This window comes from Zwartia sp. (genome assembly GCF_049655405.1).
Lineage (GTDB): Bacteria > Pseudomonadota > Gammaproteobacteria > Burkholderiales > Burkholderiaceae_B > Zwartia.
In genome coordinates, this window is the sequence record NZ_JBASJR010000011.1 from 278,161 (window position 1) to 290,046 (window position 11,886).

The window sequence follows — 11,886 nt, forward strand, 5'->3', positions numbered from 1 at the left end:
TTTACGCAAACACACGTCTTGCGCGAGGACTACCCGCAGCAAAACCAGCCTTTTCAAGCTGCGAATACAACGTCATGAGTTTTTCATCAATCGCCACTTCAGCACCGGGCTGTAAGGGGCGCAGCTGGTCATCGACCAGTTCACCGCCGATCCGTCGTGCTAGTTCAAAACCAACTTCTGACATGTTGGCAAAAGCACGCGTATCGACGGGACTACAGGGTACATCTAGTAGCAGAGAGAGACGATCCACGCTCGCCATGCCAGCATCAAAAGACTCAGCATCAGCACGAGACAAACTGAAACAGACCAGACCATAGTCACCCAACCAAACCAGCCCACCGCTAAAGGGAATAAAACCCATACCCCGCGCAGCCGCCGTCACCTCAGAAACAGGCCGCATACTACCGAGTAATAAAGTGAGACCGACCTGAGTATCGAGCGCGGCACAGGTATCGTCCAAGCGAGATGCCGCATCCAGCACGTGCTGTTGATCAGGCCCTTCGATATTGGACTCTAATTGATCCGCTAAGCTCTGCGCACGATTCCAGATTTGAGACCATTCGATCGCAGACAATGCTCCGCTTCGATTGGCCAGCAATACTGCGAGATGCACTGAAACGTACTGACCGCTGGCATGCAAGCGCAAGTCAAGTTGCCCCTCAGTATCCTGAGCAAAAATACGCACAGCTTTGCGTCCTGCGCTACGCAGAGGCTGAAGCAGAGGCAGTAGATCTTCACCCAGCATTGGACCTTGAAACGTGATTTCGATCACAACTTCGGTAGAAGGGTCTGGCCCTTGATCATCGGTCGCGGCGTCGGGATGTTCATGAGTGGCGTTCAACGCTGATACTTCACCATCTTGTGCAAACGTCTGTCCACCACCGAGCCCAGGCTCACGACGCGCTTCACCTGCAGCGAAAGACTCGCCCAGCAGAGGATCTTGCTCAATGACGGGCATTTGAGCCTGCATCCGGCGCCGCACGCGACGATCTTGAAACCAGTTAAAACCAAGCAGCAATACGATAATCGCTGCACCGATCACGATCAAATAGATTTGCAACTCACTCATGTGTTGCCTCGGTAATCATGCAGCTTCGGCAGCGAGCTGCAATGCGGATTCGATATCAACGGCCACAATACGCGACACGCCTTGTTCTTGCATCGTCACGCCAACCAGCTGACGTGCCATTTGCATGGCGATCTTGTTATGTGAAATAAATAAAAATTGTGTGTGATCAGCCATGTTGCTCACGAGATTGGCATAACGCTCGGTATTGGCATCGTCGAGCGGTGCATCCACCTCGTCAAGCAGACAGAATGGTGCGGGATTGAGCTTGAACAGTGCAAACACCAATGCCGTCGCTGTCAGCGCCTTTTCTCCGCCAGAAAGCAGGTGAATAGACGTATTGCGCTTGCCTGGTGGCTGCGCCATGACTTGTACACCGGCATCCAAAATCTCGTCGCCGGTCATAATCAAGCGCGCTTCGCCGCCCCCGAATAACTTTGGGAACAACTCACCAAAATGCCCATTCACCTCATTAAAGGTCGTCTGTAGCAAATCACGTGTCTCACGATCGATTTTACGGATCGCGTCTTCAAGCGTTTCGATCGCAGTTTGCAGGTCAAGATACTGTGCGTCAAGATAGTTTTTGCGCTCTCGCGAAGCAGTCAGCTCGTCTAATGCCGCCAAGTTGACTGAACCCAAGCCTTCAATTTTTCTCGTAATACGTTGTACTTCGGACTGCAACCAAGCGGGGCGCTGCCAATCCTCGGGTTGATCCACCAAAGAAGCCTGAACTGCAGCGCGATCAACTTGACGCTCATTCAGTTGTTCAGCAAACTGTTCTGTCGCTAGACGCGCAGCTTGCTCTTGCAACTGAAGCTGCATGATGCGTTCGCGGCGCGGTTCGAGTGAACGCTCAATGGTCATGCGCTCCTCATCCGACTCGCGCAGTTGCGCAGCAAGGGTATCCATCTCGATTCGCGCACGACCAAGAGTCTCCTCTCTTTCAGCACGAAATTCCAGGGCTTCTTGCAGTCCAGCTTCTGCCGCTGCAGCATCCAAGGTCGAGAGTTCAGACTCCAGAGACAACAACTCTTGTTGTGCCCGCGTCGCTTGCTCAGTCGCAAGCTGAAGATTACGCTGCAGCTCAGCTATCCGTGCGCGAATCCCGCGCTCTGCAAACTCTGCTTCTTGGGCACCACGCTCCTGATCGCGCAAACGATTGCGTGCGGTTTCGGCCTCTTCGGAAAGTGCCTCTCCAGCCATTTCCGCTTCTGAATAAATTTCCTGCTGCACGCCGATCTCGGCATCCAGTTCTTCGAAGCGGGCTTCCGCTTCGAGTTTCGCGGCAGTGAGTTCTTCTTGCTGAGAAATAACTTCGGCAATGTCTTGCTCGAGTCGCCCAGAGCGCTCACGGGTTTGCTCAACTTGTTGTTGTAGACGCGTGTGTTCGAGTTGCAAATCATGCAAGCGCCGCGTAATTTCTGAGACGCGCTGACGCGCAGGAGGCAATGCCTGCGACACTTGTTGCCAAGCAGACTCCGCTTGCGCGACCGCAGAACGAGAGTTGTCGGCAATCAACTGATGCGCCTTGATTTCTCGTTGTAGATTTTCAATTTCTTGCTGACGTGCCAGCAAGCCAGCCTGCTCTGAGTCAGGTGCGTAAAAACGCACGCTATTGGCATCGACCAAGTGCCCGCCCTGTACCACCAGCGTGGCGCCTGCAGGAAGGGCCGCACGCGCAGCAAGTGCCTCGGTGACATCTTTTGCAATATAGACATTGCCTAACCAGCCCTGCAGCAATGTTCGCAACTCAGGATCGGTAATGCGCAGCACTGAGGCGAGCGGATTAAGTCCGGCGGGCGCGGGCGCCACAGGTGCTGCAGGAGGGAGCTGATAAAAAGCCAGACGTGCAGGTGGGGCGTCATTTGCAAACGCACGCGCCCAGTCGAGACTTCGAACCTCGAGACCTGTCATGCGTTCGTTCAGCACAGCTTCCAGAGCAGTTTCCCAGCCTGGCTCAACATGCAGTTTTTGCCACAAACGAGCCAGTGATGAAAGTTCATGCTTGGCCAGCCAGGGTTCTAGGCTGCCTTTTTTCTGTACGTCCTCTTGCAATCTCATCAAAGCCGTCAGGCGCGCATCCAACCGGGCAAGCGTTTCCGCTTCGGCTTGAGCCTGTTGCTGCGCCTGGGCACGACGCGCATCAGCATCGGGCAATTTGTCTTCGAGCTCAGCGAGTGCACCCTGCGCTTCTTCTAGGGATTCTTCGGCAACGAGCTTATCGCCCGTTAAGCGCTCAAGCGTATCCACATCTGGGGCATCTACGCCTTGTAACTCTTGCTTGAGTCGTTCACGACGCATTTCAAGGGTTTGTAACTGACGGTCCGAATCCCGCTGCGTCTGCGCAACCAGGGCGAGACTTTGTTCGACCCGTGCCAGTGTGGCGCGCATTTCCTCACGCTGCGCCGCAGCTTGACGGACCCGAGCCTCGATATCTGGCAAGCCCTCTTGGGCAGCCAGAGCAAGTTCACGTGCCTGTTCAGCACGTGCTGCACTCGTCATCAGCTCGTCTTCGCCTTCTTGGATCTGCAAAACACAATGTTCTTTTTGCGAATCCCACTCTGTCATCTGGACTTGCAACTGGGCGCGTCGTGTTTGTACGCGATTGCGTGACTCTACGACATGTCGAATCTCAGCCTCGAGACTGCTGACCTTGGCATTGGACTCGTAAAGCAGACCTTGGGCGGCATGCACAGCATCACCTGCGGCATAGTGCGCTTGGCGTCGCGTCTCAAGGGCGGCTTCGCTTGCACGCAAACCGGCCATCGAGGCCTCGAGCTCAGTTTGTGCCCGTTCGATTTCTTGTTGCGTACGAGCACGTTCTTCGTGAGCGGCGGCCTCTTTCAGAAACCACAATGCATTTTGCTTGCCCTCGCCCTCTGCTTGCAGAGCACGATACTCACGCGCAACCTCGGCCTGAGACTCAAGCTTTTCGAGTTGAGAGGTAAGCTCACGCAAAATATCATCGACCCGAACAAGATTTTCTCTTGTGTCAGACAATCTATTTTCTGTTTCACGACGGCGTTCTTTGTAACGCGATACCCCGGCAGCCTCTTCAAGATAGACGCGAAGCTCTTCAGGTTTGGCTTCGATCAGGCGATTAATCATGCCTTGGCCGATAATGGCGTAACCGCGCGCGCCCAAGCCGGTGCCCAGAAAAATATCATTCACGTCACGACGACGGACTTGCTGGTTGTTGATGAAGTAGCTACTGGTGCCATCTCGCGTGAGCACTCGACGCACGGCGATTTCGGCATAAGTCGCCCATTGGCCTACTGCTCTGCCATCGCTGTTGTCAAACACCAATTCGACCGAAGCGCGCGCAGAAGGCTTGCGCTGGCCTGATCCGCTGAAGATCACATCCTGCATTGACTCGCCGCGCAACTCAGAGGCGCGACTCTCACCCATCACCCAACGCACCGCATCGATAATATTAGACTTACCGCAGCCGTTCGGACCCACCACGCCTACGAGCTGGCTGGGGGTCGGGATCACGGTCGGATCGACGAAGGACTTGAATCCCGCTAGTTTGATCTGGGTCAGACGCACAATATAGGCACTATCTCGGATGGAATCCCATAGATCATAACGCAGCCTGAGCAAAAATCTGGTGATCCACCCGCCAACGGACATTTAACAGTCCATGATCCGAGGGGACAAAACCAAGGGGATTCCCTCATTCTTTTATTATGCATAATGCCGCATTGTGGCGTGCGTTCATTTTTTCGGGAAACCATCTTGAATCGAGGCTTTTTTACCGTCATGGCTGCGCAGGCTTTGTCCTCGCTGGCGGATAATGCATTATTTATCGCTGCAATCGCACTGATCCAGGAGCTTCACGGCCCAGACTGGATGGCTCCGATGATGAAATGGTGGTTTGCCGCCTCATATGTCCTGCTCGCAGCCTTTGTTGGTGCTGTGGCTGACTCGTTCCCCAAGGGGCGGGTCATGTTTTTGACCAATGCCATCAAAGTCAGTGGCTGTTTACTGATGTTTTCCTATGCATTGTTCGGACTGGCTCAGGACGGGCAGGTTGCGCTAGTCTGTGTGGCTTACGCTCTGGTCGGAATTGGCGCAGCGGCCTACTCCCCTGCAAAATATGGCATCGTCACTGAAATGCTTCACCCGCTTCAGCTTGTCAAAGGCAATAGCTGGATTGAAGGATTGACGATTTTGTCCATCATCATGGGGACAGTCGTGGGTGGTGTGCTCGTCTCCCCCACTGTTTCGTCCTGGCTGCTCAGCCATGCCTGGATCAGTAAATTGGTCGATACGCCCGCCGAAGCCGCCATTTTGATGATTGCCTTTGTCTATATTGCGGCTGCGATTTGTAATTTATTGATTCCGAGCACCAACGTTGTCTACCCCAAGCAAAATAAAAATCCAATCAAACTGGTTCTAACATTTGCAGGCTACGTGCGTATTCTCTGGCGCGACAAACTCGGTCAAATCTCACTGGGTGTCACCACCCTATTTTGGGGTGCGGGCGCCACGCTGCAGCTGATTGTGATTGAGTGGGGAAAGAGCCATCTGGGCTATCGCCTGGATCAGGCGTCCATTCTGATGGGAATCACGGCTCTGGGCACCATCGCAGGCTCAATCTTAGCCGGACGCGTCCCGCTGCCCAAAGCTCTCAAGGTTCTGCCTCTAGGGGTCGCAATGGGCTTCGTCGTGATGCTGATGCCCTTTGTCAATCATTCCATGAGTATCAACATTCTTGGTACGGAATTGCCTTGGGTGGCTTATGTGTTGTTGATGCTGATTGGATTGACCTCAGGATTATTTGTCGTCCCAATGAATGCTTTGCTGCAGCATCGTGGTCACGTTCTATTGTCGGCCGGACACTCGATCGCCGTTCAAAACTTCAATGAACAGCTCAATATTTTGTTGATGGTCGCCATCTACACACTTTTACTCTGGCTCAACTTCTCCATCGACATCATTATCTGGATTTTTGGTGGGATGGTAGCGTCATTGATGGTGGTGATGATCCGCTGGAATCGCAGCAACCTCAGCAAACAACCTCACCTTTTGGATGAAATCGGCCAAGAGGGACATGGCAAAGCGCTTTAACCTTCAATCACCCTGAAAATGCTCGTCAAAGACCGGAAACGGTTTTGACGAGCAAGAGATCCTGCCAGACTGCTGCTTTTTCAGCGGGGTGATTCAGTAATCTGACCGGATGGCTGGTCACAATGAGTGGGATCTTTTGTCCTGCCACCACAAGAGAATGAGTGACTTGACGCAGCTTTTCTAAAGGCTCGTCTGTTTCGAGCAGTGCTTGGGCCGCACGTCCAACCGCCAAAATACTAAAAGGCCGCACAAGTTCAATTTGGCGCATTAAGTAAGGCTTACAGGCCGCAAGCTCTGGTGGTTTGGGGTTGCGGTTGCCGGGCGGACGACACTTGACGATATTGCTCACGTACACATTTTGGGTGCGGCTACTCTGAATCGCAGACAACATGTTGTCCAGCATCAGGCCCGGACGATCCACAAAAGGCCTACCCTGACGATCCTCATAGTCTCCTGGCGCCTCGCCCACCACCATGATGGCGGGCTGCATCACCCCTTCACCCGTGACCGCCTGCTGTCGCTCTCGACAAAGCCCGCATGCCTGACAGGCACTGATGATGTCGGCCAAAGCCGCCATATCACTCGCCGCATTGGCAAGCGCTTGAGTGTCAATTTGAACTTCTGGCGCGGGTGTTGGTGCCGCGGAGGCCGCTGCGCGAGCGCTTGGGGCGCCAGAGGGACGCGGCGCTATTGGACGAATCGGTGCCACCATTGCCTCGACTGTTGGCACTGGCACATCTACAGTCGCAACCGATACGGGGACACTCAATATTTTCGAAGTAACCTGCTCACTGGGCAACCAAGGTTTTTCAATGCCGAGCTCCTGCAACCAAGCAAGTTGCAGGGCTGAATATTGAGGTGCGTTGGTTTGCTGTGTGGTCATCAGTGATCAAAGCTCTTTTTGAGGATGAGTGCGTCTTCGCGCTGACCCTTTGCTGCTGGATAGTAATCCCGTCGGATACCAATCTGCACAAAATCTTCAGCTTGATAAAACGCACAGGCTCCTAAGTTTGAGGGGCGAACCTCCAGAACAATTCCTTCTGTCCCCGCGCCGCGCGCCTGTCGCGTCACATGTTCCAACATTTGCCTGCCAACACCACGACGCTGTGCGTCCCGAGCCACAGCAATCACCAAAAGGTGCGCCACGTCAGGCGCCATCATCACAATAAAAAAGCCCTGAAGACCCTCTTCTGTTCGTAAGACCCATGCCTCATAACCCGCCTCGAGCGCATCCTCGAAATTTTTGTGAGTCCAAGGAAAGGATTGAACAGCGGCTTCGAGCGCAACCACCTCAGGCAAGTCCGCTTTGAGCATTGGCAGCAAAGCCGCCGCACTCGGCGCTTTTGCACGAGGATTGCCACCATCCCCCCTTGCACGCTCCAGCGTTGTAAAGGCCACTTTGTCGCGTAAATACAGTGGCGCAGCCTGCTCGGGGGGAAGCGTCTGTCCGGCTTTTAAGGCGTGCAAAGCGAGCAATGCCACTGCGCCGGCCTCGGGACGCGCCTGAACATTATCCACGTCGCCAATCTCTGTCAACGCTTGGGTCGGACACATGCGTTGCACCACACTCCAGCCCTCTCCCACGAGTGTCACAGAAGAAAATGCAGGTAAGCGCTGCCGCCAAAAAAGCTGACGCTGTTCGATAAACAACTGCACATCGGATGCCGCTAACAAGACTGGGGGCTGAACCGCGACCAGTTCAATTGGGGTCACGCAGGCATACACCCCAAAATAAACCTCATCCATGCGAGCGTCCAGTGCTACGTAAAGCAGTGCACCAGGGTGACGCGCTGCGGCCTGCGAAGCCACGGCAGGTAGCGCACCGATTTGAAGCACAGGAATGTCTAGGGCGAGTGCGATGCCTTGCGCCACACCACACGCGACCCGCACACCGGTAAAAGCGCCAGGTCCCTGCCCAAACGTCACCGCAGTCACGTCTTTTTGAGTCAGGTTCAGCTCAGTTAAAATAGAGTAGGCCAGAGGGAGTATCTCGGAGGCGTGCCCAGTTGTACCCTCGATCGTGCGCTGGGTGACAGTCACTCCTGCCCCTTGTTCAGTGAGCAGGGCAACGGTACCAGTCGAGGTCGAGGTTTCAAATGCCAGAATTCTTGTCATGACGAGATTGTAATGAACCTCCGCTCACAAAGATTGATACCCGCCCAACTTAGCGATATTTGAAACATTGAAACAATTTGTCACAAGTTGTTAAGCAAGTGTCAGCGTTTGTAAAACCCTGTGAGATACGCTCGTTTCATGCCTCGACCACGGTTACATTTTTACTTATGAACACTTTATTAAACACCCAATGCACACGCAAAATTCTGGTCGTCGATGATGATCCGAGGCTGCGTGACTTGCTGCGTCGATACCTGACAGAACAAGGCTTCAATGTTCTGACTGCCGAAGACGCTCGCGAAATGACCAAAATCCTCCAGCGCGAGCATATCGACATGCTTGTGCTTGATTTAATGTTGCCAGGAGAGGATGGGTTATCGATTTGTCGACGTCTGCGTGCCAATCTTGATACGACTCCCATCATTATGCTGACAGCAAAAGCTGAGGAAATTGACCGCATTATTGGGTTGGAAATGGGTGCGGACGATTACCTGTCCAAGCCTTTCAACCCACGCGAATTGCTTGCCCGTATCAATGCCGTCCTGAGGCGCCGCAGCTCCGAAGAGCATCCTGGCGCACCCGGCCAAGACAACGAATCCATCAGTTTTGGGCCTTACACCCTCAATCTGGCGACACGCTGCCTCATGAGAGATCAGCAAATCGTGCCGATTACGACGGGCGAATTCTCTGTCTTAAAAGTATTTGCACGTCACCCAAAGATCCCACTTTCTCGCGACAAGCTCATGGAACTGGCGCGTGGGCGAGAGTACGAGGCCTTTGATCGCAGTTTGGATGTGCAAATCTCTCGACTGCGTAAATTGCTTGAAATCAATCCTTCAAAGCCCTCTTTTATCCAGACTGTCTGGGGAATGGGCTACGTTTTTGTTCCAGATGGCAGAAATTAACACCCTCAAGCACCAAATTAGGCAGCAAGTATTACATTGGGTAAACGGCATTCATCAAGCTTGGTCTTGGCTGTTGCAAATTCTGTCCCAGGTTGATCTCTTCACACGAAGTTTTCTTCTGCTCTCCACACTCATGCTAGCCAGTCTGGGTGCATGGGTACTCGTCTTTTTTAGCCTCGAAATGGGACCGCGTGCAGCGCAGATGAGTCAACGGATTGCGACCTCCGTCAACCTAACCCTGACCACACTGACTTACGCGCCCAGTAAAGAGCGTCGAGATCTACTGCGAACGCTGTCACTTCGCGAGGGGCTGGATGTTTACGCCCGTACAGGTCTTGACGTGATTGAGCCTTTACCAAGTGGACGTTATTGGCAGCGCGTAGCCAAACTGGTTCGCACACAACTGGGCGAAGAAACCATCTTGGCGTGGTCAGTCAATGAAGTGCCAGGATTTTGGGTGAGTTTTCGACTCAATCATGAAAAATATTGGCTGGCGTTTGAGCGTCACGAGATTCGCTTGACTGGAGGCGTAGAGTGGTTGAGCTGGGGGGCCGCCGCGCTCTTGCTTTCACTGATCGGTGCGGCCTTCGGAGTGTCTTATATCAACCGTCCCCTCGCACGCCTGGCGCGCGCGGCCCACTTGGTCTCCAAGGGCGCCTCGCCGCCTGCATTACCAGAGACGGGCGCGCGTGAACTACGTACCCTCAACAATAGCTTTAACCGAATGGCGCGCGAACTTCATCAAGCGAATGCCGATCGGACATTGATGTTAGCCGGCATCTCCCACGACCTACGCACACCACTGGCACGCATGCGACTAGAAGTCGAAATGAGTAATATGAGTGATGTCGGACGACAGGCAATTGATCAGGATCTCGCCCAAATTGATCACTCGCTCGCACAGCTAATGAACTATGCTAGGCCTGCAAGCCTTGAACCTCAGGTCGCCATCAATCTCTCAAAGCTAGTGACTGAAGTCATTGAGCGCGAACGCTGCCTGACCAAGCACGCTGGCGGCACACTATCCGCAACGATCGCGCCAGAATTACATGCGCAAGTATCTGCGACTGACTTGCGGCGAATCCTCACCAACCTGATTGAAAACGCGAGACGTTACGGACTCAATCCAGCGGGTATTCCAGAGCTCAATGTCACCTTAGACGGTAACAGTCAGTCCATTAAAATCAAGGTTTCAGATACAGGTCCGGGCATTCCTGTGCACGATCTTGAACGCGTGCGCAAACCGTTTTCGCGGGGCAACAGCGCTCGGACGGGCGCCTCGGGGACAGGGCTCGGACTTGCGATTGTTGATCGCCTGTTACAACACATGAACGGCAACTTGAGCTTTATTCCGCGACAGGGTGGTGGGCTCACTGCACAAGTCGAAATCTTTATCTTGCAAAGCGATGGTTAAAAAGAAAAAGTCATTGCGATCCCTCTGGTCGCGCACTCTTTAACCATCAGCGTCGTCGCAACAACACCACCACATTGGCTGCGATTCCTTCTTTGCGACCAAGATGACCGAGTCCTTCGTTGGTCTTTGCCTTGATATTGATATCGCCAGATTGGACATTTAAGTCGCTTGCGATATTGCTGACCATAGCGGGCGCGTGCGGTCCGATTTTTGGTGCTTGAGCATGAATGGTGGCATCCATATTGACCAGTTGCCAGCCCGCATCCAACACCCGCCCATACGCCTCGCGCAATAACACCCGACTATCCGCCCCCTTGTATTGCGGATCGGTGTCAGGAAAAAGGCGCCCGATATCGCCCAGACCCGCTGCACCAAGCAGAGCGTCTGTCACCGCATGCAACAACGCATCTGCGTCCGAATGTCCCTGTAAACCGTGGGTGTGCTCAATGGTGACGCCTCCGAGGATCAAAGGACGTCCCTCGACCAAGGCATGCACATCAAAACCCTGACCAATACGCAAGGCAAAATCACTCATAACCAAGACTCCACCCATTGAAAATCTTCAGGCCAGGTAATTTTGGTGTTTTTCCCTGAACCTCTCACCAAAATCGGGGCATAGCCCAATGCCTCCATCGCCTGAGCCTCATCCGTAGGGGGCTCAGAAGCACCCACCGCACGCGTGAGCGCCTCAAGCAACAAACCCGCTCGAAACATTTGCGGCGTCTGCGCGAGCCAAAACCCCTCTCTTGCAACCGTTTGTGCAACGTTATTGCTAAAGGGCTGTGCTTTTTTAAGGGTGTCAGCCGCCGGCATGGCCAGCAGACCACCCACACCGTCCGCCAAGCAAGCATCAATCAGGCGCGCCAAAGCGTCTCGAGGCAGCCCAGGACGCGCGGCATCGTGCACCAAGACCCAGTCCTCTGGCGCGAGTTGCGCCTCACTGAGGGCGTTTAAAACTGTCTGCGCACGTGTCGCGCCTCCACAAGGGGAGCAGTGGGTTCTGGCTAAGCCAGCCAATACTCCATTGGCGTGCGAATCACCAGGCGCCACAGCAACCCTGACTTCCTGTATCCGCGGGTCGGCTAACAAGGCGCTGACCGAATGCCTAAGCATCGCTTGTCCAGCCAACAAGCGATATTGTTTAGGCAGGTTGACCTCGCCCGCACCAAGCGCACGCGCGCCAATCCCCGCGGCCGGCACGAGGGCAACGATGCGATTTTGAACATTAAACAGGGGTTTAGAAGGCGTCATATTCAGTTGATTTTATAATCAATGGTTTAGTCGGTGTCAGATATACCGATATGTCGCGCATC

At 53.9% G+C, this 11,886-nt stretch carries 9 protein-coding genes; 3 read left to right on the forward strand and 6 right to left on the reverse strand.

Features of this window, described 5'->3' with window-relative positions; genetic code table 11:
* Position 1 precedes the first annotated feature (1 nt).
* Both WBJ47_RS09165 and smc read right to left on the reverse strand, forming a co-directional pair.
* Complete coding sequence (locus WBJ47_RS09165; protein ID WP_422243417.1) at positions 2–1,069, reverse strand: cell division protein ZipA C-terminal FtsZ-binding domain-containing protein; 1,068 nt, start codon at positions 1,067–1,069, stop codon at positions 2–4.
* Between the two features lie 15 nt (positions 1,070–1,084).
* Positions 1,085–4,615, reverse strand: coding sequence for a chromosome segregation protein SMC (smc, locus tag WBJ47_RS09170; protein WP_424585365.1), 3,531 nt, complete (start codon positions 4,613–4,615; stop codon positions 1,085–1,087).
* 189 nt (positions 4,616–4,804) lie between these two features.
* Here smc and lplT point away from each other — a divergent pair, with 189 nt between their 5' ends.
* Positions 4,805–6,139 (forward strand): lysophospholipid transporter LplT, encoded by a 1,335-nt coding sequence (gene lplT, locus WBJ47_RS09175; RefSeq protein ID WP_422243429.1) that lies wholly within the window; start codon positions 4,805–4,807, stop codon positions 6,137–6,139.
* A gap of 25 nt (positions 6,140–6,164) precedes the next feature.
* Here the strand turns inward: lplT and WBJ47_RS09180 are convergent, their stop codons facing one another.
* Complete coding sequence (locus WBJ47_RS09180) at positions 6,165–7,022, reverse strand: uracil-DNA glycosylase (RefSeq protein WP_422243416.1); 858 nt, start codon at positions 7,020–7,022, stop codon at positions 6,165–6,167.
* Positions 7,022–8,254 carry a tRNA (adenosine(37)-N6)-threonylcarbamoyltransferase complex dimerization subunit type 1 TsaB gene (gene tsaB, locus WBJ47_RS09185; RefSeq protein ID WP_422243415.1) on the reverse strand — a complete coding sequence of 411 codons (1,233 nt, stop codon included), beginning with the start codon at positions 8,252–8,254 and terminating at the stop codon, positions 7,022–7,024. Before tsaB ends, WBJ47_RS09180 begins: the two co-directional genes overlap by 1 nt.
* A gap of 167 nt (positions 8,255–8,421) precedes the next feature.
* On the opposite strand from tsaB, the gene ompR reads away from it, so the two are divergent.
* Together ompR and WBJ47_RS09195 are read left to right on the forward strand one after the other, a co-directional pair.
* Positions 8,422–9,159: a two-component system response regulator OmpR gene (ompR, locus tag WBJ47_RS09190; protein WP_422243414.1), complete on the forward strand. Its 738-nt coding sequence runs from the start codon at positions 8,422–8,424 to the stop codon at positions 9,157–9,159.
* Entirely contained in the window at positions 9,146–10,573 is a 1,428-nt protein-coding gene (locus WBJ47_RS09195) for an ATP-binding protein (RefSeq protein ID WP_422243413.1), read from the forward strand. The genes ompR and WBJ47_RS09195 overlap by 14 nt, the downstream gene beginning before the upstream one ends.
* 46 nt (positions 10,574–10,619) lie before the next feature.
* Here WBJ47_RS09195 and ispF read toward each other — a convergent pair whose 3' ends face one another.
* Together ispF and ispD are read right to left on the reverse strand one after the other, a co-directional pair.
* Positions 10,620–11,108 (reverse strand): 2-C-methyl-D-erythritol 2,4-cyclodiphosphate synthase, encoded by a 489-nt coding sequence (ispF, locus tag WBJ47_RS09200; protein WP_422243412.1) that lies wholly within the window; start codon positions 11,106–11,108, stop codon positions 10,620–10,622.
* Complete coding sequence (gene ispD, locus WBJ47_RS09205) at positions 11,105–11,824, reverse strand: 2-C-methyl-D-erythritol 4-phosphate cytidylyltransferase (protein WP_422243411.1); 720 nt, start codon at positions 11,822–11,824, stop codon at positions 11,105–11,107. Before ispD ends, ispF begins: the two co-directional genes overlap by 4 nt.
* Positions 11,825–11,886 lie beyond the last annotated feature (62 nt).